At 70.1% G+C, this 22,617-nt stretch carries 11 protein-coding genes and 1 pseudogene; 6 read left to right on the top strand and 6 right to left on the bottom strand.

Translation table 11 applies throughout. The annotated features are described in order from the left end of the window. Positions 1 to 926 precede the first annotated feature (926 nt). A complete protein-coding gene (locus ABEB28_RS21365) occupies positions 927 to 1,799 on the bottom strand; it encodes an ABC transporter ATP-binding protein (protein WP_376980889.1) in 873 nt (290 codons plus the stop codon). A gap of 411 nt (positions 1,800 to 2,210) precedes the next feature. Here ABEB28_RS21365 and glgX point away from each other — a divergent pair, with 411 nt between their 5' ends. Further along, entirely contained in the window at positions 2,211 to 4,352 is a 2,142-nt protein-coding gene (gene glgX / locus ABEB28_RS21370; RefSeq protein ID WP_345729936.1) for a glycogen debranching protein GlgX, read from the top strand. Here the strand turns inward: glgX and ABEB28_RS21375 are convergent. Together ABEB28_RS21375 and glgP are read right to left on the bottom strand one after the other, a co-directional pair. After that, complete coding sequence (locus ABEB28_RS21375; protein WP_345729937.1) at positions 4,349 to 4,975, bottom strand: hypothetical protein; 627 nt, start codon at positions 4,973 to 4,975, stop codon at positions 4,349 to 4,351. The two genes, glgX and ABEB28_RS21375, sit on opposite strands and share 4 nt — an antisense overlap. Before the next feature lie 85 nt (positions 4,976 to 5,060). Then, on the bottom strand, positions 5,061 to 7,622 hold the full coding sequence (glgP, locus tag ABEB28_RS21380) for an alpha-glucan family phosphorylase (protein ID WP_345729938.1): 2,562 nt from the start codon (positions 7,620 to 7,622) through the stop codon (positions 5,061 to 5,063). Between the two features lie 209 nt (positions 7,623 to 7,831). Between glgP and ABEB28_RS21385 the strand changes: the two genes are divergently transcribed. The 5 genes from ABEB28_RS21385 (at position 7,832) to ABEB28_RS21405 (ending at position 16,006) form a co-directional block, all read left to right on the top strand. Beyond that, the gene (locus ABEB28_RS21385; protein WP_345729939.1) at positions 7,832 to 9,820 is read left to right on the top strand and encodes an alpha-1,4-glucan--maltose-1-phosphate maltosyltransferase; all 1,989 of its coding nucleotides are present in this window, start codon (positions 7,832 to 7,834) and stop codon (positions 9,818 to 9,820) included. A gap of 8 nt (positions 9,821 to 9,828) precedes the next feature. Next, positions 9,829 to 11,643, top strand: coding sequence for a maltose alpha-D-glucosyltransferase (treS, locus tag ABEB28_RS21390; protein ID WP_345729940.1), 1,815 nt, complete (start codon positions 9,829 to 9,831; stop codon positions 11,641 to 11,643). A gap of 91 nt (positions 11,644 to 11,734) precedes the next feature. Further along, on the top strand, positions 11,735 to 13,132 hold the full coding sequence (locus tag ABEB28_RS21395; protein ID WP_345729941.1) for a maltokinase N-terminal cap-like domain-containing protein: 1,398 nt from the start codon (positions 11,735 to 11,737) through the stop codon (positions 13,130 to 13,132). Positions 13,133 to 13,201: 69 nt separating this feature from the next. Continuing rightward, the gene (gene glgB / locus ABEB28_RS21400; RefSeq protein WP_345729942.1) at positions 13,202 to 15,580 is read left to right on the top strand and encodes a 1,4-alpha-glucan branching protein GlgB; all 2,379 of its coding nucleotides are present in this window, start codon (positions 13,202 to 13,204) and stop codon (positions 15,578 to 15,580) included. Positions 15,581 to 15,757: 177 nt separating this feature from the next. Next, positions 15,758 to 16,006: a hypothetical protein gene (locus ABEB28_RS21405; RefSeq protein WP_051571295.1), complete on the top strand. Its 249-nt coding sequence runs from the start codon at positions 15,758 to 15,760 to the stop codon at positions 16,004 to 16,006. Positions 16,007 to 16,062: 56 nt separating this feature from the next. Here the strand turns inward: ABEB28_RS21405 and urtE are convergent, their stop codons facing one another. From urtE to ABEB28_RS21420, 3 genes and pseudogenes are all read right to left on the bottom strand, one after another. Next, positions 16,063 to 16,752 (bottom strand): urea ABC transporter ATP-binding subunit UrtE, encoded by a 690-nt coding sequence (gene urtE / locus ABEB28_RS21410; RefSeq protein WP_345730024.1) that lies wholly within the window; start codon positions 16,750 to 16,752, stop codon positions 16,063 to 16,065. Beyond that, positions 16,752 to 17,446, bottom strand: a pseudogene (locus ABEB28_RS21415) (ATP-binding cassette domain-containing protein). Before ABEB28_RS21415 ends, urtE begins: the two are co-directional and overlap by 1 nt. Before the next feature lie 34 nt (positions 17,447 to 17,480). Next, a complete protein-coding gene (locus tag ABEB28_RS21420) occupies positions 17,481 to 22,502 on the bottom strand; it encodes an NAD-glutamate dehydrogenase (RefSeq protein ID WP_345729943.1) in 5,022 nt (1,673 codons plus the stop codon). Positions 22,503 to 22,617 lie beyond the last annotated feature (115 nt).

Genomic DNA, 22,617 nt, shown 5'->3' on the forward strand with positions numbered 1-22,617 from the left:
GGTTGTCGCGCTCTCCGGACAGCATGAGGGGTAGTTGTCGCGCTCTCCGGGTGGCGCCCGCAGGGGTTGTCGTGCATTCCGGGCGACGCACGCAGTTGGCTGTCGCGCTGTCCGGGCGGCGGCTGGGGCGGTTGTGACGTTCCCCGGGCAGCGCGCGGGGTGGTTGTCGCGCTCCTCGGGCGACGCACGCAATGGTTGTCGCGCTCTCCGGACAGCGTGAGGGGTGGTTGTCGCGCTCTCCGGGTGGCGCCCGCAGTGGTTGTCGTGCATTCCGGACCATGGCACTGGAAGCGCAACAACCATCTCGGCGGGCACCCGAAACGGCGACAACCATCCCTGCCTACGGCGTGCTGACCCGCGGGCGTGCCCAGCATCAGGCGAGGGCTCGGGCGGATGCCCTCCGCCGGGCAGCGGCGTTCCGCTGCTACCCAACCAGCGCTCCGCTTTGGAGGCGTTGCCGACCGCAGCCCGCCGCTCAGACGTTGGGTCCCCGAAAAATCGCGGCGGGCACCCTGCGCGGCGGCGCCAGCGCAGCGGCCCGGCACGACGAGCACGGCCTGGCGGGCCCGCCACGCCTGGCGGGTTCAGCACGCCTGGCGGGTTCAGCACGCCTGGCGGGTTCAGCACGCCTGGCGGGTTCAGCACGCCTGGCGGGTTCAGCACGCCTGGCGGGTTCAGCACGCCTGGCGGGTTCAGCACGCCTGGCGGGTTCAGCACGCCTGGCGGGTTCAGCACGCCTGGCGGGTTCAGCACGCCTGGCGGGTTCAGCACGCCTGGCGGGTTCAGCACGCCTGGCGGGTTCAGCACGCCTGGCGGGTTCAGCACGCCTGGCGGGTTCAGCACGCCTGGCGGGTTCAGCACGCCTGGCGGGTTCAGCACGCCTGGCGGCTTCAGCACGCCTGGCGGCTTCAGCACGCCTGGCGGCTTCAGCACGCTCGCGCGCTATACCTACCGTCTTGCTGGTCGAGGCGCAGATCCAGACCGAACGTCTTCGACAGCGTCTCGGCGGTGAGCGCCTCGGCCAACGGACCCGCCGCGACCACCGCACCCTCTCGCAGCAGCAGCGCATGCGTGATCCCCGGCGGGATCTCCTCGACGTGGTGCGTGACCAGCACCAGCGCCGGTGCCGCCGGGTCGCTGGCCAAGGTCGACAGGCGACGGACCAGGTCTTCCCGGCCACCGAGGTCCAGCCCGGCCGCCGGCTCGTCGAGCATCAGCACCTCGGGGTCGGTCATCAGGGCACGAGCGATCTGGACGCGCTTGCGCTCGCCCTCGCTCAGCGTCCCGTAGAGCCGGGCGGCCAGGTGGTCGACGCCGAACTGGGCCAGCAGCGTGCGGCCGCGCGAGGCGTCCACCGCGTCGTACTCCTCGGTGAAGCGGCCGAGCACCGCGTACGCGGCCGTCAGCACCACGTCCGAGACCGTCTCGTCCGCCGGGATCCGCTCGGCGAGGGACGCGGACGACAGACCGATCCGCGGCCGCAGCTCGAACACGTCCACCTTGCCGAGCTGTTCGCCGAGGATCGCGACCCGCCCTCGGGTGGGGTGCAGACGCGCGGCCGCGACCGACAGGAGCGTGGTCTTCCCGGCACCGTTCGGGCCGAGCACCACCCAGCGTTCGTCCTCGCGGACCTGCCAGTCGACCTCCTGCAACAGGTCGTTGCCGCTGCGCGTGACGGTGACGCCGGCCAGGTCGATCACGGCGTCCTCGTCCGGCTCCGGATAGGTCCGCGGAGCAGGTGCGGGCGTGGCGGCCTTCGCCGCAGCACCCGCCTTCGCCTCGGCACCCGTCTCCGCCACAGCACCGGCCTTCGCCGAGGCACCGGCACCGGCCACCGCCGAGGCGGGCACCACGGAAACTCCGGAGGTCACGGAGAAGATCGGCGAAACCGACGGGACGGTCGCGCGACCGACGACACGCTCGGACGAGCGCTGATCCTCGGCGGAATCACTCGGGCCGACGACACGACTGGCGTTGCGTTCCGCAGGACGGTTCGAACGGGGAGCGGCAGGCACACGCCCATCCAACAACACCCGGGCCAGTCGCCGACGCCCTCCCCCGGCCCGGCGCGCCGAAGCCCCCGGCCCGGCACGCCGACGGTAGCCGGGAGAACCGCTCATCCCGGGAGCAGTAGTTACGTTTGTCAGACCCGCCCCCTAATCTGTGCACATCAGGCTTGCAGTGCAGGTCCGGCTCACTGGGGGCGCACGATGAGCGAAACGACGGCCGATCCCGACGGACCCTGGCCGGGCCACCCGTTTCCCCTGGGTGCCACCTGGGACGGCGACGGTGTGAACTTCGCCCTCTGGAGCCCGCACGCGGTCGGCGTCGACCTCTGCCTGTTCGACGAGGCGGGGCACGAACGACGCCTGATGCTCGAAGAGAGCACCTACCACGTCTGGCACGGATACGTCCCGGACGTCGGCCCCGGCCAGCGCTACGGCTACCGCGTCCACGGGCCGTGGAACCCGATCGCCGGACACCGGTTCAACCCCGCCAAGCTGCTGATGGACCCGTACGCCCGGGCCTACTCCGGGCAGGTGACCTACGACCAGGCGCTGTACGGCCACACCGGTGACGCGTCCCGCGGCTGGCCGGATCCGCACGACTCGGCGCCCTACACGCTGCGCTCGGTCGTGCTGGCCCGCGCGACCGGCCTCTCCCACACCAGGCCCCGGGTGCCGTGGGAGGACACGGTCATCTACGAACTGCACGTCCGCGGCTTCACGATGCGCCACCCGGAGGTCCCGGAGCACCTGCGCGGCACCTACTCCGGGCTCGCCCACCCCGCCGCCATCGACCACCTGGTGAAACTAGGGGTGACGAGCGTCGAGCTGCTGCCGGTGCACCACATGGTCACCGAACCCACGATCGCCGCCCGCGGACTGCCCAACTACTGGGGCTACAACACGCTGGGATACTTCGCGCCGGACTCCCGCTTCTCGTCCCGTGGCGACGCGGGCGGCCAGGTCGAGGAATTCCGCGACATGGTGGCCGCGCTGCACGCGGCCGGCATCGAGGTCATCCTCGACGTGGTCTACAACCACACGGCCGAGGGCGGCGGCGACGGTCCGACGCTCAGCTTCCGCGGGATCGACAACCGCGGCTACTACCGGCTCGACCCGTCCGACGGCAGCCGGTACGTCGACTACACCGGCTGCGGCAACACGTTGGACGCCCGGCAGCCGGCGGTGCTGCAGATGCTGATGGACTCGCTCCGGTACTGGGCGCTGGACATGGGCGTCGACGGGTTCCGCTTCGACCTCGCGTCCGCTCTGGCGCGGTCGATGCACGACGTCGACCAACTGTCCGCCTTCATGGCGGTCATCCACCAGGACCCGGTGGTCAACCAGCTCAAGCTGATCGCCGAGCCGTGGGACGTCGGCGCCGGCGGATACCAGGTCGGCAACTTTCCGCCACTGTGGACCGAATGGAACGGCCGTTACCGGGACTCCGTCCGCGACCTGTGGCGGGGCGGCATCCGCGGCCTCGGCGAACTGGGGTACCGGCTCTCCGGGTCCTCGGACCTCTACCAGGACGACGGGCGGCGCCCGTTCGCGTCGATCAACTTCATCACCGCGCACGACGGCTTCACGATGCGCGATCTGTTCACGTACAACCACAAACACAACGACGCGAACCGCGAGCAGAACCGGGACGGCACCGACGACAACCGGTCCTGGAACTGCGGGGTCGAGGGCGAGACCGACGACGGCGCGGTCGTGGCGCTGCGCAACCGCCAGATCCGCAACGCGCTGGCCACGCTCGTTCTCTCCGCCGGGGTACCGATGCTCACCGCAGGCGACGAGATGCGGCGAACGCAGGGCGGCAACAACAACGCCTACTGCCAGGACAACGAGCTGTCCTGGATGGACTGGAAGCTGACCCCGGAGGACGAGAGCCTGCTCGGGTTCACCTCGCGGCTGCTCGCGCTGCGGTCACGCGCACCGGTGTTCCGCCAGCGCTCGTTCTTCGTCGGCGCGCCGACCGATGTCGACAGCCCCGTCAGCGACCTGTGCTGGTTCCGGCCGGACGGCGGGCTAATGAGCCCCGAGGACTGGAACCGCCACGACGCCCGGACGCTCGGCATGTTCCTCAACGGCGAACAGATCCGGAACCGGACGCTGCGCGGAGAGCGCATCGTCGACGACTCGTACCTGCTCTGGGTTCACGCCGCCGACGGTGACCTCGAAGTGCGGTTGCCCGGCCCGCCCTGGGCCGAGCGGTACCACGTCGTGTTCGACACCGCCCGGCCGGACCTGCCGGACGGTGGCGAGTTGCTGGACGGCGGCACGTCCCGGCCGTTGTCGGCCTGGTCCACGGTGCTGCTGCGGGTGGTGGGCCGCCCCTAGCTGGTGCTGGCCGAGCCGAGGGCCACGCCGAGAACGAAGATCAGGAACAGGATTCCCACCCCGACGAGTAACCAGAGTGCGGCGGCACGCCCGAAGATGCCGCGGTTCCGCTCGGTGACCTCCTTGTACCCGTCGGCGGTGTTCCCCGGCGGTGGCTGGTCGATCACGGCTGCCCGGCGGCTCCCCCGGCCCAGCCCGCCCATCAGGCCACCGAGTCCGCTCGGCGGACCGCCGTCGACGAACGTGTCGCCGACCACGGGCCCGCCGACGTTCTCCAACTCGGAGAAGATCGTCGCCTCCCGGCGGCGGAGCACCGAGAGCTCGCGGGAGAGCGACCACAAGCGACCGAACGCGTGCCACGCCGCGATCGCGACGATGGGCAGCGCCACCAGCGTGAGCGCGCTGAACAGCATGCCGACGCCGGTCTCGTCGGACGCGAACGAGACCGCGGCCAGACCGGCGACGACGATCAGACCGACGAACGCCAGCCCGAACCCGAGCAACCCGAAGATGTCGATGGCCGAGCGCATCCGAGCTTTGACCTGGTCGATGCGCGCGTGGACGACCCGCAGCTCGTCCTCGAGACTCGACAGTCCGCGCCCGTCGTCCGAGCGGTCCGCCACGGTCTCCGAAGATCCTGGAGGCTCCGTGGCGGACCGACCGGTACCGCCTGCAAACACCATGCGTGAATTATGGGCCAGAACTACTTCAGGCGGTCGTCACTAGACCGAGCTCGACCGGATCCGTGAGCAGGTCGTGGTACGGCAGCACCCGCACCGTGTAGCCGAACGGTCCGGCCTGCTCGAGCGGGATATCCGCCTCGTACCGGTAGGTGTCACCCCCGTTGCCCAGCGGACGCATCGGCACCGCGTGGACGTCGTGCAGTACGTCGTCCATGTCGACGGTTCCGTAGCAGGCCTGCACGGCGACCGCCTCCGGCGCCAGACCGCCGAGATTGACCTCGGCGCGTACGTTGACGGTCGCACCGAGCTCGGGCGTGTCGCCGATGCCGGACGACTCGACGTGGGCCACCTTGACGCCGTTCCAGTGCTCGGCGACCTGTCCGCGCCACTCGGCGAGCCTGCGCGCACCGGCGTAGTCGTCGGCGAGGACCCGGATCGAGCTGCGCGCCGCCGGGGCGTAGAGCCGCTCGACGTAGTCGCTGACCATCCGGGTGGCGGTCAGCTTCGGCCCCATCGAGCTGAGCGTGTGCCGGACCATCTCCAGCCAGCGCGCCGGGATGCCGTCCTCGCCGCGGTCGTAGAACAGCGTCCGGACGTGGGTGCTGAGCAGGTCGTAGAAGGCTGCCGCCTCCAGGTCGTCCCGCCGGTCGGGGTCGATGACGCCGTCCGCGGTGGGGATCGCCCAGCCGTTCTCGCCGTCGTACATCTCGTCCCACCACCCGTCCCGGATGGACAGGTTGAGACCGCCGTTGAGCGACGCCTTCATGCCGGACGTCCCACAGGCCTCCAGCGGACGCAGCGGGTTGTTCAGCCAGACGTCGCAGCCCCAGTAGAGGTACCGGGCCATGCCGATGTCGTAGTCGGGCAGGAACACGATCCGGTTGCGGACGGCCGGGTCGTCGGTGAACCGCACCATCTGCTGGATCAGCATCTTGCCGCCCTCGTCCGCCGGGTGGCTCTTACCGGCGATGACGATCTGCAGTGGGCGCTCCGGGTCCAGCAGCAGCGAGCGGAGCCGGTCGGGGTCCCGCAGCATCAGCGTGAGCCGCTTGTACGACGGAACGCGCCGCGCGAACCCGATCGTCAGGACGTCCGGGTCGAACACCGAGTCGATCCAGCCCAGCTCGGCCACGGTGTGCCCGCGCCGCAGCGACGACTCGCGCAACCGGCGGCGGACCTCGCCGACCAGCTTCGCGCGCAGCGTCCGCCTGGTCGCCCAGAGCCGTTCGGCAGGCACTCCCGCGATCGCCGACCAGAGCTCGTCGTTGACCTGGCCGGAGCCGAGCTCCGCGGTCTCGCGCGCCACCCAGGTCGGCGCGTGGACGCCGTTGGTGACCGAGGTGATCGGCACCTCGGTCGCCTCGAAGCCCGGCCAGAGACCGTTGAACATCGAACGACTGACGTCGCCGTGCAGCTTGCTGACGCCGTTGGCGCGCTGGCCGAGGCGCAGGCCCATGTGGGCCATGTTGAACACGCCCGAGTCGTCCTCGGCACCGAGCGCGAGCAACCGTTCGATCGGGATGCCCGGGACGTCGGCGAGGACACCGGCACCGAACACGTGCGCGATGAGGTCGCGCGAGAAGCGGTCGATGCCGGCCGGGACCGGAGTGTGCGTGGTGAACACCGTCCCGGCCCGCACCGCGTGGAGCGCCTGGTCGAACGTCAGTCCGGCGCCTTGGACGAGTTCGCGGATGCGCTCCACCCCGAGGAAGCCCGCGTGGCCCTCGTTGGTGTGGAACACCTCCGGGGCGGGCTCACCGGTCAGCGCCGCGTAGGCGCGCAGCGCGCGGACGCCACCGATGCCGAGCAGGATCTCCTGCAGCAGGCGGTGGTCGGCACCGCCGCCGTACAGACGGTCGGTGACGTTCCGCTCGGTCGGGCTGTTGTCCTCGATATCGGAGTCCAGCAGCAGCAGCGGAACCCGCCCGACCTGGGCCTTCCAGACGTGCGCGTGCAGCACACGGTGCTCCGGCAGGTTCACCGAGATCTTCAGCGGCGCCCCGTCCGCGTCGGTCAGCCGCTGCAACGGCAGGCCGTGCGGGTCCAGCGGCGGGTAGTGCTCGGCCTGCCAGCCGTCCGCGGTGAGGGACTGACTAAAATATCCGGATCGATACAGAAGGCCGACACCGACGATCGGCGCGCCGAGGTCACTGGCTGCTTTGAGGTGGTCGCCCGCCAGGATGCCGAGGCCTCCGGAGTACTGCGGCAGCACCTCGGTGATGCCGAACTCCGGCGAAAAGTAGGCGATCGACGCCGGCAGCGGCTCACCCGAGTCGGCGCCGAGCTGGGCCTGCTCCTGGTACCAGCGGGGCTCCGTCAGGTAGCGCTGCAACTCGGCGTGGGCCGCGTTCAGGCGCTCCAAGAAGCCGGGGTCGGCGGCCAGGGCCTCCAGCCGCTGGCCGGACACCTCGCCCAGCAGCCGTACCGGATCCTGCCGGACCTGCTCCCAGACCTTGGGGTCCACCGAGGCGAAGAGGTCGACCGTGGGCGGGTTCCACGACCACCGCAGGTTCATCACGAGCTCACCCAGCGGGGCCAGTGGTTCGGGCAACTTGGCCCGCACGGTAAAACGACGTAGGGCTCTCACGGGGCGCACCCTACCGACGCTGGGGTTGGTTCCCGTGTCACGGGCGCGAACATTGCCTCCGTGTCCCGCAAGTATTTTCGGCTCGGGGCGGCTATACCTCCACCGGGACTCCAGGGCATCGTGCACAGGGGACCCTGGAACGGGGGATGCCCGTAGGCGCCCCGGACCGTCACCGCGACCGTCCCTCTGACTCGATACGGTAGGCCTTGATGACCGGACGCTTCGCGATCGAAGACATCACCCCCGTCGTCTCCGCTGGTTTGTATCCAGCGCGGGCCGTCGTGGGTGAGTTGATGCCCGTCTCCGCCACGGTCTTTCGCGAGGGCCACGACGCGGTCGGAGCAAACGTTGTGTGGACCGCCCCGGACGGGCGGCGAACACCGTTCACGCCCATGGTCAAGGGCGAGAACGATCGCTGGCACGCCTCCGTCGTCGCCGACGCCCCCGGGCGCTGGACGTTCGTCGTCGAGGCGTGGGGCGACCCGTACGCCACCTGGCACCACGCCGTCGAGGTGAAGATCGCGGCCGGTCAGTCGGCGGTGGAGCTCGCCAACGACCTCGAGATCGGTGCCCGGCTGCTGCTGAAGGCCGGCCGGTTCGCGCCCCGGCAGCAGCGGGACGAGCTGTTCGACGCCGCCGCGGCGCTCCGCGACACCACCCGGCCGCTGGCCGAGCGGGTCGAGCCGGGGCTCGCGCTGGGGCCGGTCATGGCCGAGCGTCCGGTCCGCGACCTGGTCACCCGGTCGCCCGCCTACAGCGTGTGGATCGACCGCGAGCGCGCGCTCTACGGCTCCTGGTACGAGTTCTTCCCGCGGTCGGAGGGCTCGGTCGTGCCCGAGCCCGGCTCGGACGCCGTCGGCCCGCCGGTGCACGGCACGTTCCGCACCGCGGCACGCCGGCTCCCGGCGATCGCCGACATGAACTTCGACGTCGTCTACCTGCCGCCGATCCACCCGATCGGCGAGGTGAACCGCAAGGGCAAGAACAACACGCTCACACCCGGCCCGGACGACGTCGGTTCACCCTGGGCGATCGGGTCGAAGCACGGCGGCCACGACGCCATCCATCCGCAGCTGGGGACGTTCGAGGACTTCGACGCGTTCGTGGCCCGCACCCGTGAGCTGGGGATGGAGATCGCGCTCGACCTCGCTCTGCAGTGCGCGCCCGACCACCCGTGGGTCACCGAGCACCCCGAGTGGTTCACCACGCTGCCCGACGGGACGATCGCGTACGCGGAGAACCCGCCGAAGAAGTACCAGGACATCTACCCGCTGAACTTCGACAACGACCGCAACGGCGCCTACGCGGAGATGCTCCGCGTCGTGCTGATCTGGGTCGAGCACGGGGTGAAGATCTTCCGGGTCGACAACCCCCACACCAAGCCGACGGACTTCTGGCACTGGCTGATCTGGGAGGTCAAGAAGGCCCATCCGGACGTCATCTTCCTGGCCGAGGCGTTCACCCGGCCGGCGATGATGCACCACCTGGCGAAGATCGGCTTCACGCAGTCGTACACCTACTTCACCTGGCGGACGGCGAAGTGGGAGCTGGAGCAGTACGGCCGGGAGCTGGTCGAGGCCGGCCACTACATGCGGCCGAACTTCTTCGTCAACACCCCGGACATCCTGCACGCGTCGTTGCAGTACGGCGGTCCGGCGATGTTCGCGATCCGTGCGGTGCTCGCCAGCATGATGTCGCCGACCTGGGGCGTCTACTCCGGTTACGAGCTCTACGAGCACGTCGCGGTGCGCCCCGGCTCCGAGGAGTATCTGGACTCGGAGAAGTACCAGCTCCGTCCACGGGACTGGAAGCGGGCCGAAGCCGAAGGGCGTACGCTTGCGCCGTTCTTGGGCAGGCTCAACGAGCTGCGCCGTGCCCACCCGGCGCTGCAGCGGCTCCGCAACCTCCGGTTCCACCACGTCGACAACGACGCGCTGATTTGTTTCTCCAAGCAGCTCCAGACCCCGGACCGGGGGCTGGACACCGTGTTGGTCGTGTGCACTCTTGACCCGCACAACGCGCACTGGGGAAACACCGCGCTCGATATGCCAGCTCTTGGATTCGACTGGCATGACCGGTTCCGGGTAGTCGACGAGCTGACCGGGGCAAGCTTCGAGTGGGGACAGCACAACGCCGTCCGCCTCGATCCGTACCAGCAGGTCGCGCACATCTTCTCGATCCACCGCCAGACGTCCTGAGGGCGCACATGACCATTTCCCTGCCTCACCCGCCGAGACTTCGCGCCCACACCCTGGAGCGCACCGTCGAGGACGCCGCTGCACACCCGCACACGGCCGACGGGCACCTCGTCGAACCCCAGTCCGAGAGCTTCAAGCACGCACGCAAGATGCCGCTCGATCCGGAGTGGTACAAGCGTGCGGTCTTCTACGAGGTCCTCGTCCGGGCGTTCTACGACTCCTCCGGTGACGGCACCGGAGACCTCGCCGGTCTGACCGCGAAGCTGGACTACCTCGCCTGGCTCGGCGTCGACTGCCTCTGGCTCCCGCCGTTCTACGATTCGCCGCTGCGCGACGGTGGTTACGACATCGCGGACTTCCGCGCGGTGCTGCCGGAGTTCGGCACCGTCGAGGACTTCGTGACGCTCCTGGACGAGGCGCACAAGCGTGGGATCCGGGTGATCACCGATCTGGTCATGAACCACACCTCCGACCAGCACCTTTGGTTCCAGGAATCGCGGCGGGACCCGGACGGGCCCTACGGCGACTTCTACGTGTGGAGCGACGACGACTCGAAGTACGCCGACGCGCGGATCATCTTCATCGACACCGAGTCGTCGAACTGGACCTACGATCCGGTGCGCGGCCAGTTCTTCTGGCACCGGTTCTTCAGCCACCAGCCCGACCTGAACTTCGAGAACCCGGAAGTCCAGGACGCGATGCTCGACGTCCTGCGGTTCTGGCTGGACCTCGGCATCGACGGTTTCCGCCTGGACGCCGTGCCCTACCTCTTCGAGGAGGAGGGCACCAACTGCGAGAACCTTCCGCGCACCCACGAGTTCCTCAAGCGGTGCCGGAAGGTCGTCGAGGACGAGTACCCGGGCCGGGTGCTGCTCGCCGAGGCCAACCAGTGGCCGGCCGACGTGGTCGAGTACTTCGGCGACCCCACCGTCGGCGGCGACGAGTGCCACATGGCGTTCCACTTCCCGCTGATGCCGCGCATCTTCATGGCGGTCCGCCGTCAGTCCCGGTTCCCGATCTCGGAGATCCTGGCCCAGACGCCGGACATCCCCGAGGGCGCGCAGTGGGGCATCTTCCTGCGGAACCACGACGAGCTGACGCTCGAGATGGTGACCGACGAAGAGCGCGACTACATGTACACGGAGTACGCCAAGGACCCGCGCATGCGCGCGAACGTCGGCATCCGCCGTCGCCTGGCGCCGTTGCTGGACAACGACCGGAACCAGATCGAGCTGTTCACCGCGCTGCTGCTGTCGCTGCCCGGCTCGCCGGTGCTGTACTACGGCGACGAGATCGGGATGGGCGACAACATCTGGCTCGGTGACCGGGACGGCGTCCGGACGCCGATGCAGTGGACGCCGGACCGCAACGCGGGCTTCTCCGTCTGCGACCCGGGCCGGATCTATCTGCCGGTGATCATGGACCCGATCTACGGCTACCAGGTCACCAACGTCGAGGCGCAGCTCGGGGCCAGCGCGTCGCTGCTGCACTGGACGCGCCGGATGATCGAGATCCGACAGCAGCACCAGGCGTTCCCGTTGGGGACCTTCACCGACCTCGGTGGATCAAATCCGACAGTGCTGGCCTACGTACGTGAATACGTCGGGCCAGATGGGGAACACGACATAGTGATATGCGTAAACAATCTGTCGCGGTTCCCCCAGCCGGTCGAACTCGACCTCGGGCGGTTCCGCGGCTGCACGCCGGTGGAACTCACCGGCCGGGTGCATTTCCCGCCGATCGGCGAGCTGCCGTATCTGCTGACGCTGCCCGGCCACGGTTTCTACTGGTTCCAGCTCACCCCGCACGACGAGCGCGGATAGGCGGGCCGATGTTTCCACCGAGCGCGCGGACAGCCGGGAACCGCACGCCGGGCGTCTCGAGAAGGCGCCCCGCGACCTCGGGAGGTGTCGGATGACAACGTTGGTCACGCACGCCGAGGCCCTCACGGGCCTGCTCGCCTCGTGGCTGCCCAGACAGCGCTGGTTCGGAGACAAGCAGCGCGAGATCGACGACGTCCAGGTGGTCAAGGCCGACCTGTGGTTCGACGACTTCGCGGCCGGTGGCCCCCGCCTCGAACACGTGGTGGTGGGGGTCGCCTCCGGTGGACGGGTCGAGCGCTACCAGCTCCTGGTCGGCCTGCGCCGGGAGCTGCCCGAGCGGCTCGACCACGCCCGGATCGGCGAGGTGGAGCACGGCCTCTGGGCCTACGACGCCGCGCACGACCAGGACCTGACCGGCCAGGTTCGCGACCTGATCGCCGCGAACGCCGACCTGGACGGGGTGCGGTTCCGGCACGAGCCGGGTGCCGTGATCGACACCAGCCTGGGCAGCAAGCCGATCTCCGCCGAGCAGAGCAACACCTCGGTCGTTTTCGGCGACGAATACATCATGAAGCTGTTCCGGAAGCTCGACCGCGGCGTCAGCCCGGACCTCGAGCTGCACCGGGCGCTGCGGAGCGTCGGGAGCGGCCACATCGCCGACCTCTACGGCGCGATCGAAGGCGAGCTGCAGAATGCGCCGGTCACCTACGGGCTGGTGCAGCGCTTCTTCGCCAACTGCGCGGACGGCTGGTCGATGGCGACCGCGTCGGTGCGGGACCTGATCAACGAGCCCGACATGCCCCTCGAGGAGCTCGGCAGTGACTTCTCGACCGAGGCCTGCCGCCTCGGCCAAGCGGTCGCCGCGGTGCACACCGATCTGGTCAAGGCACTCGGCACCGAGGTGGTGCCTGCCGACCGCCTGGACAGCGTCGTCGCCGGGATGAACGCCCGGCTGGACGCGGTACTGCGACGGGTCAGCGGGCTGGCCCCGTTCGAGCCCGGCATCCGCCGGGTGTTCGCGGAGGTGGCCCGCCACGGCGAGCCGGTCATCGTCCAGCGGATCCACGGCGACCTGCACCTGGGCCAGGTGCTCCGGACGCTGACGCACTGGGTGCTGATCGACTTCGAGGGCGAGCCCGCCCGTCCGCTGCCCGAGCGGGTGGCCAAGATGTCGCCGCTGCGGGACGTCGCCGGCATGCTCCGCTCGTTCGACTACGCCGCGCACCATCTGCTGGTCGGCAACGTCGAGGCCGACGAGATCAACGCGGCGGCCGACGAACGCGTCGTCGAGTGGGCGGACCGCAACCGGGCCGCGTTCATCGAGGGGTACTCCAAGGACGGCGTGACGCTCGCCGACCCGGAGGCCAACCCGGTCCTGCTCCGCGCGCTGGAGCTGGACAAGGCCGTCTATGAGGTGGCCTACGAGTACGACAACCGACCGGGCTGGGTGGACATCCCGCTGCGGTCGATCGCCCGCCTCGCTACCTGAGACCACCCCTCGCCTCCCGTGCAGGTTCCGGCCTGCATGGCGGGGCAGCACACGGGAAACCAAGGTGCCATGAGCATTCACCCGGAGACCGCCCCACCGGAGACGTCCGTGAACCGGATCGAGTTGGACCGCCTGGTCCGCGGCGAACACCACAACCCGCACGGGATCCTCGGCGTCCATCGCACGGAGAGCGGCGGCTGGGTGGTCCGGACGCTGCGGCCGGAGGCCGCGGCCGTCACCCTGCTGATCGGGGACGAGCGCCGGGAGATGACGCGCATCCACGACGGCGGCGTGTTCTCGCTCGACTTCACCGAACAGCCGGGCGACTACCGGCTGGAGGTGCGGTACGAGCACGGCGCCGGCCACGGGACGCACGTCAGCGACGATCCGTACCGGTGGCTGCCGACGCTCGGCGAGGTCGACCTGCACCTGATCGGTGAGGGCAGGCACGAGCGGCTCTGGGAAGCACTCGGCGCGCACGTGCGGCACTACGGCACCCCGGCCGGCCCGGTCACCGGGGTGAGCTTCGCGGTCTGGGCGCCCAACGCCCGTGGCGTCCGGGTGACCGGCGACTTCTCGTTCTGGGACGGCCGCGCGCTGCCGATGCGGTCGATGGGTTCGAGCGGTGTCTGGGAGCTGTTCGTGCCGGAGGTCGAGGTCGGCGCCCGGTACAAGTACCAGATCCTCGGACCGGACGGGCACTGGCGGGAGAAGGCAGACCCGATGGCGTTCGCCACCGAGGTGCCGCCCGCCACGGCCAGCGTCGTCACCGAGTCGACGTTCGAATGGTCCGACGCCGAGTGGGTGACCGAGCGGGACCGCGGCGGCTGGCACGCCAAGCCGGTCAGCGTCTACGAGGTGCACCTGGGCTCGTGGAAGCAGGGCCTGTCCTACCGGCAGCTCGCCGACGAGCTGGTCGAGTACGTGACGAAGCTCGGCTTCACGCACGTCGAGTTCCTGCCGGTGGCCGAGCACCCGTTCGGCGGCTCCTGGGGCTACCAGGTCACCGGTTTCTACGCGCCGACGTCCCGCTTCGGTCTGCCTGACGACTTCCGCTACCTGGTCGACCGGCTGCACAACGCCGGCATCGGCGTGATCGTCGACTGGGTGCCTGCCCACTTCCCGAAGGACGCGTGGGCGCTGGCGAAGTTCGACGGAACGCACCTCTACGAGCCGGCCGACCCGCGCCGGGGTGAACACCCGGACTGGGGCACGCTGGTGTTCGACGTCGGCCGCAACGAGGTGCGCAACTTCCTGGTGGCCAACGCGCTGTACTGGCTGGAGGAGTTCCACATCGACGGCCTGCGGGTCGACGCGGTCGCCTCGATGCTCTACCTGGACTACTCGCGTAAGGACGGCGAGTGGCTGCCGAACCAGTACGGCGGCCGGGAGAACCTCGACTCGGTCAAGTTCCTGCAGGAGCTCAACGCCACCGTGTACCGGCACCACGCCGGAACGATGATGGTGGCCGAGGAGTCCACGTCGTGGCCCGGCGTCAGCCGCCCCACCCACGTCGGCGGGCTCGGCTTCGGGTTCAAGTGGAACATGGGCTGGATGCACGACACGCTCGACTACGTCAGCCGGGACCCGATCCACCGCCAGTATCACCACCACCAGATGACGTTCTCACTGGTCTACGCGTGGAGCGAGAACTTCGTCCTGCCGCTGTCGCACGACGAGGTGGTGCACGGCAAGGGATCGCTGTTCGGCAAGATGCCGGGTGACCGGTGGCGCAAGCTCGCCGGCCTCCGTGCGCTCTACGCCTACATGTGGGCGCACCCCGGTAAGCAGCTGCTGTTCATGGGCGGCGAGCTGGCCCAGGAGGCGGAGTGGTCGCAGGACCGTTCGCTGGACTGGTGGGTGCTGGACAACCCCGACCACGCGGGTGTCCAGAAGCTCATCGGTGACCTCAACCGGGTGTACCGGGAGACGCCGGCCCTCTGGACGCAGGACGTCGACCCGGCGGGCTTCTCCTGGATCGACGCGAACGACGCGTCGAGCAACGTCTTCTCGTTCCTGCGTTACGGCTCGGACGGCTCGGTGATCGCGTGCGTCGCGAACTTCGCCGGGCACCCGCACCACGACTACCGGGTCGGCCTGCCGCGGACCGGCACCTGGCACGAGGTCGTCAACACCGACGCGGACGTCTACGGCGGATCCGGGGTCGGGAATCTCGGCGCGGTGGAGGCAGAGGCCAAGCCGTGGCACGGTGAACCCGCGTCGGCGATCGTGACGCTGCCGCCGCTCGGCGTCATCTGGCTGCGTCCCGACGAATCCGCGGAGCCGGTCGCCGCGCCGATCGAGGGTGCCACCGTCAGCGACCCGCCGACCACCGCACACGTGAGCGGCCCGACGCGGGTCGTGCGCACGGAGCCGGTCTCCGGCGCGGCGGCGGAGAGCGGACCGGGCGCCGCGGCTGGCCGTGACCCCGGCCCCGAGGAAGACTAGAGCTCGTCCACGGGGGACCACACCACTGAGTCAGGATGGATAGTCACGTCGGTGAGCAGGACGCGTAGTACCAGTCCCACCCGTCCGAATCGGCCGGGTCCGCGTGGGAAGAAAGCTGTACCGACTCCCCGGAGCCGGTTGCAGACGTCCCCTACCTACACGGCATGATCACAGTCGATGCCACACGATCGGATCCACCACGGCTTCCAGTGCCGTCATGTCAATATCGCCCTGCCTGAGGGTCCGGGCCAGGATCGGATACCGGACCTGCTCAGGGCGGCCGCGGCGACCATCGAGGAGATGGAGACCGACGGCCCGATCGGCGTGATGGACGTGTTGCTGCACTACGACCTCGAGGCCGGCGCCAACCGTCCGCACGTCACGCTCTATTACTACTTCCCCGAGGAAGACGAGGAGCTGCTGTAGGCGCTGCAGAGGAAGGCCCCGGGCACACGCCCGGGGCCTCGCTCTGTGCTGGCGGTTCAGACCGCCAGCAGCCGACGGACGCGGTCGTCGCCGAGTTCCTCGCGGCTGCCGGAGTGCACGACTTCACCGGCGTCCAGCACCACGAACGCGTCCGCGAGGCGCAGCGCGAACTCCAGGTACTGCTCGACGACCAGGATCGCCAGGCCGGACCGGTGCAGTTCGGCGATCGCGCCCTCGATCTCGAGGATGATCGACGGCTGGATCCCCTCGGTGGGCTCGTCCAGGATGAGCAACTTCGGACCTGTGACGAGCGCCTGCGCGATCGCCAGCTGCTGGGCCTGGCCGCCGGAGAGGAACCCGGCCCGTCGCTTCAGGAACTTCCGCAACGCCGGGAAGAGATCGAGCGCCTCGTCCACCGCCGTTCTGGGGCCGCCCACGGCCTCCAGCGTCACCCAGAGGTTCTCCGCGACCGTCAGCTGGCCGAACGTCTCGTGCCCCTGCGGGACGTAGCCCATGCCCGCCTTCACCCGGGCGTGGGTGGGCGTCTTCGTGACGTCCCTGCCCTCGAACAGCACCCGGCCGGATCCGGTCGGCACCACGCCCATCACGGCGTTGAGCAGCGTGGTCTTGCCGACGCCGTTGCGGCCCATCACGCACATCAGCGAACCGGCCTGCAGCTCGACGTCCACGTCGAAAAGGACCTGAGCCCGGCCGTAGGAGACGTTGAGCTTCTCTACCGTCAGCATCACGCCTCCGCCTTCGCGCCTCGTTCGGAGCGACCCAGGTAGACCTCTTGGACTCCCGGGTCGGACTGCACCGCGTCGACCGTGCCGGTCATCAGCACCTTCCCCTCGTGCAGCACGGTGACGTCGTTCGCGTACCGCCGCAGGAAGTCCATGTCGTGCTCGATCACGAGCACGGTCCGGTCGCGGGAGATCTCGCGCAGCAGATCGCCGGTGCGGTCGCGCTCGTCGCGGCTCATCTCGGCGACCGGCTCGTCCAGGAGCAGCAGGCGCGGCCCCTGGCGAGCAGCATGCCGATCTCCAGCCACTGCCGCTGCCCGTGCGAGAGCACACCCGCGGGCCGGTCGGCGAGCGCGTCCAGGCCGGTCACCTCCAGCGCGGTCCGAACACCGTCCGAGATGCCCTTCCGCCGCCGCAACAGCTTCAGCAGCGGCGTCCGGTAGTTCGCCGCCAGGTCGACGTTCTCGGCGACGGTGAGGTCCTCGAACACCGACGCGGTCTGGAACGTCCGTCCGATCCCGAGCCGGACGACCTCGAACTCGCGCTTGCCGACGATGCTCGCGCCCGCGAACCGCACGTCTCCCGCGGTCGGCTTCGTCAGCCCGGTGATGACGTCGACCAGCGTCGTCTTGCCGCCAGTTCGCCGACCACGCGCATATACGTCGAATCCGTCTCCACGCGTTGCGTGGAGACGGATTCGGCGTCATTCGGCGCGAAGCCCCGCAGGGGCGCTACACCGCGTGCGCCGAGCTCGCGCGCACGATCGTGCGGATCTGGCGGAGCACCACGGTCAGCGTCGCGAGGTCGGACGGCGCGTCCTCGGCGAGCAAAGCCAGCGTCGTCAGCGCCCGGCTGATGTTGTCCGCGTTCGCGTCCGCCCAGCGGCTCACCCGTTCGTCGGCCGACATCTCCCCCGGCACCCGGCGCAGCACCTCCCGCGTCAAGCTGTCGAGCGCGCTGTACAGGTCGTACCGGAGTGCCAGCCGCGCCAGCGCCTGCCACCGGTCGGCCCGGGGCAGCGCCGAGATCCGGTCCAGCATCTCGTCCACCCGGAACCGCTCGGAGAGCGTGTAGTACAGCGTCGCGACCTCACGCCCGGACAGTTCGGTCTGCTGGGTCAACTCGACGACGTCGAGCAGACCGAACCCGTAAAGCGCCGCGGTCACCCGGTCGGCGAGCGGCTCCGGTACCCCTTCGTCCTCCAGCTCCGCCTCGAACGAGCGGTACCGTTCGGCCTCCCGACCGAGCATCAGCCCGCCCATCTCGGCGGTCAGCGCGGTCATACCGGGCCGCAGCCGGGCGATCTCGGCTTCGACGTCGATCGTGCCGCTCCGGCTCTGCAGCAGCCAGCGCACGCCCCGGTCGAGCACCCGCCGGGCCTGCACCATCACCGCGGTCTGCGCCGACATCGGGCAGGACGCGTCGAGCGTGTTCGCCGCTGCCCAGAGCTCGCCGAGACCGAACACGTCCCGGACCACCGCGTACGCCCGGACGACCTCCGCCGGGCTCGCCCCGGTCTCCTCCACCGCCCGGTAGACGAACGAGATACCGCCGTGGTTGACCACCTCGTTCACCACGGCGGTCGTGATGATCTCCCGCCGCAGCGGGTGGGTCTCGGCGTACTTCGCGTACCGGTCCCGCAGCGCGGTCGGGAAGTAGTTCCGCAGGATCGGTCGGCACCACGGGTCGTCCGGCACCGCGCTGGCCAGGATGTCGTCGGCCAGCCCGATCTTCACGTACGCGAGCAGGACCGAGAGCTCCGGCGACGTGAGCGCCTCACCGGCCGCCGCACGGGCGTCCGCGGTCTCGTCGTCGGGCAGGAACTCCAGCGCGCGGTTCAGCCGGCCGGACCGCTCCAGCTCCGCGATCAGCCGCCGGTGCACGCCGTAGAGGCGTGGGGCCAGGTGCCGGGCCAGGCCCAGCGCTTCGTTCTGGCTGTAGTTGTCGCGGAGCACCAGCTCGGCGACCTCGTCGGTCATCTCGGCCAGCAGCGTGTTCCGTGCTCCGGTGTCCAGTTCACCCGCGTGCACCGCTTGGTCGAGCAGGATCTTGATGTTGACCTCGTGGTCGGACGTGTCGACGCCGGCGGAGTTGTCGATCGCGTCGGTGTTGACCCGGCCACCCGCGAGCGCGTACTCGATCCGGCCGCGCTGGGTCAGGCCCAGGTTGCCGCCCTCGCCCACGACTCGGACGCGCAGCTGCCGCCCGTCGACCCGGACCGCGTCGTTCGACTTGTCCCCGGCGTCCGCATGCGTCTCGTCGGACGCCTTGACGTACGTCCCGATGCCGCCGTTCCACAGCAGGTCGACGGGGGCGAGCAGGATCGCCCGCATCAGCTCGGCCGGGCTGACCCGGGTCACCGTGTCGGCCAGACCGAGCGCCGCACGCATCTCCGGCGTCACGTCGATCGCCTTCGCCGAGCGCGGGAACACGCCGCCCCCGGCCGAGATCAGCGACGCGTCGTAATCGGCCCAGCTCGACCGCGGCAGCTCGAACAGCCGGCGTCGCTCGGCGAAGCCGACGGCCGCATCCGGCGTCGGGTCGACGAAGATGTGGCGGTGGTCGAACGCGGCCACCAGCCGGATGTGCTCGGAGAGCAGCATGCCGTTGCCGAACACGTCGCCGGACATGTCACCGACGCCGACCACCGTGAAGTCCTGCGTCTGGGTGTCCAGGCCCAGCTCGCGGAAGTGCCGCTTCACCGACTCCCAGGCACCCCGGGCGGTGATGCCCATCGCCTTGTGGTCGTAGCCGACCGACCCGCCGGATGCGAACGCGTCGCCGAGCCAGAAGCCGTACTCGGCGGCCACCTCGTTGGCGATGTCGGAGAACGTCGCGGTGCCCTTGTCGGCGGCGACCACCAGGTAGCTGTCGTCCCCGTCGTGCCGGACGACGTCGACCGGCGGCACGACGATCCGCCCGTCCTTGAGGTTGTCGGTGAGGTCGAGCAGGCCGCGGATGAACGTGCGGTAACACGCGATGCCCTCGGCCATCAGCGCGTCCCGGTCCCCGGTCGGCGGCGGGTTCTTCACCACGAAGCCGCCCTTGGAGCCCACCGGCACGATCACGGTGTTCTTCACCATCTGCGCCTTCACCAGGCCGAGGATCTCGGTGCGGAAGTCCTCGCGCCGGTCGGACCAGCGCAGGCCGCCGCGGGCCACCGCGCCGAACCGCAGGTGGACACCCTCCACCCGGGGCGAGTACACGAAGATCTCGAACGCCGGCCGCGGCGCGGGCAGGTCGGGCACGGCCCGCGGGTCGATCTTGAAGCTCAGGTACGGCTTGTGCCTGCCGTCCCGGCCACGCTGGAAGTGGTTCGTCCGCAGCGTCGCGGTGATCAGCGTGAGCACGCTGCGCAGGATGCGGTCGGCGTCCAGGCTCTCCACCGCGTCCAGCGCCTCGGTGAGCGAGACCAGCAGCGTGTCGGCAGCGGCGGCACGTGCGTCGGCGTCGCCCCGGAAGTTCGGGTCGAAGCGGGCGGTGAACAGGTCGACGAGCTGCCGGGCGATCTTCGGATGCTCGGCGAGCACCCGCTCCACGTACTCCTGCGACCAGCGGCTGCCCGCCTGCCGGAGGTACTTCGCGTACGCGCGGAGGACGACGACCTCGTCCCAGGCCAGCTCGGCCGAGACGACGAGCGCGTTGAACCCGTCCACCTCGCACTCGCCGCGCCAGCAGGCCGCGAAGGCGTTCTCCATCGCCGAGTGCACGCGACGGATGTCGACCGGACCAGGCGCCGCGAACGGGCCGGACTCGGCGACCGCACGGCCGACCGGGCCGCTCGCCTGGCGGCCGTCCACCGCCGACCGGACCCGCAGCCCGAAGTCGTAGACCCAGGTCGGCCGGTCGTCGGCGCGCTGCACCCGGTACGGCCGCTCGTCGACGACCTCGACGCCGAGCGAGTGCAGCACCGGCAGCACGTCGGAGAGCGCCATGGCGTCCCCGAGCCGGTACACGGTGAACCGGAGGCCGCGGTCGGCGGAGCGGTAGAGGCTGACGCCGAGGTCGCCTTCGTCCTCCAGGACCTCGATCCGGGACAGGTCCTCGACCGCTTCGGCCGCGGAGTGCTCCGCCTGGTACGCGGCGCTGAACGCGGTGCCGTACCGGCGCAGCAGCCGGGTGGCCTGCTCCTCGCCGATCTCCCGGCGGATCTCGGCCGCGAACTCGTCGTCCCAGCTGCGGGTCGCGTCGGCCAGCCGCTGCTGCAGCGCGTCGACGTCGATCGGTCCGACCGACGCACCGGGGTCGGTGCGGACGACGAACTTGACCCTGGCGAGCACCGACTCGGTCACCCGGGTGGTGTAGTCGACGCCGACCCCGTGCAGGGCGTCCATCAGGATGTCCTGCATCCGCAGCCGGTTCTGCGTGGTGTACCGGTCCCGCGGCAGGTAGACGACGCACGAGATGAATCGGCCGTAGGCGTCCCGGCGGACGAACAGCCGCAGCCGCCGCCGGCCACCGAGCCGCAGCACGGCCATCACCGTGTCGAACAGCTCGCTGGTGGCGATCTGGAACAGCTCGTCGCGGGGGTAGGTCTCGAGGATCTGCAGCAGGTCCTTGCCGGAGTGGCTACTGCGGGAGAGGCCGGAGCGGGCCAGGACCTCGTCGACCTTGCGGGAGATCACCGGCAGCGCGCGGACGCTGTCCAGGTAGGCGGCGGACGAGAACAGGCCGAGGAAACGACGCTCGCCGGTCACGTTGCCGTCCGCGTCGAACATCTTGAAACCGACGTAGTCCAGGTAGGCCGGGCGGTGCACGGTCGACCGCGAGTTCGCCTTGGTGATGATCAGCAGGCGCTTCTCCACGACCTTCGCCCGGACCTCCTCCGGCATGTCGGCCAGGCGGCGCGGGCGGCTCGGTCCGTCCCGGAGGATGCCCAGCCCGGTACCGGGTACCGCGATCAGGCTCTGGTCGTCGCCGTCGCCGTGCAGCGTGTACTCGCGGTAACCGAGGAACGTGAAGTGGTCGTCGGCGAGCCAGCGCAGCAGCTCCCGGGCGTCGGTGACGTCCTTGTCCGGCACCGGCAACGCCTTGCGGGTCAGGCTGTCCGCGATCGTGAGCGCGCGGCCCCGCATCTCGTCCCAGTCCTGCACCGCCGACCGGACGTCGGCGAGCACCCGCCCGAGGTCGGTCTCGAGCTGCTCCTCGGCGCCTCGGCGGGAGCGCCGGTCGATCTCGATGTGCATCCACGACTCGACGACCTCGCCGGCGACCGGTGCGTCCGGATCGCCGACCGGCCGGATCTCGGTGAGCGTGCCCTCGTCGTCGCGGACCACGACCATCTGCGGGTGCACCAGCAGGTGGACGCCGAGTTCGTGTCGGGCCAGCTCGGCGGTGACCGAGTCGACCAGGAACGGCATGTCGTCGGTGACCAGCTCGATCACGGTGTGTCCACCGCACCAGCCGGCCTCACCACCCGGCGTGATGACCCGGAGCTTCAGCTCCCCGCGGGCGCGGACGGCGCCCAGCTCCCGGTGCGACGCCGCCGCGGCGCCCAAGTCGCTCGGCGAGCGGTGCAGCAGCTCCTCGGCCGGCACGTACCGGTAGTAGACCGGCAGCAGCGCGGCGACCAGCCGGTCGTCCGTGCCCTCGGCAGCCTTCGTGATCAGCGCGTCCTTGTGGCTCTCGATCTCGTCCACCGAGGCCAGCAGGTCACCGTCCGGGTCGTTGGTCGACAGCCCCAGCTGGGGGTCGACGACGGGCTCCAGGCCCGCATCCTCCGTCTGCCGGGCGGACAGCGCACGCCGCTCCATTTACGCTCCCTACCCTCGCCGCGACACTGCGTACCACCGCTCGGGAGCACACGGGCGGTGACGCCCGGTCACCCGGCGGTGCCAGCGGTCACCCTAACCCGTGGCGGCATCTCGT

The organism is Cryptosporangium minutisporangium, assembly GCF_039536245.1.
GTDB classification, from domain to species: Bacteria; Actinomycetota; Actinomycetes; order Mycobacteriales; family Cryptosporangiaceae; genus Cryptosporangium; species Cryptosporangium minutisporangium.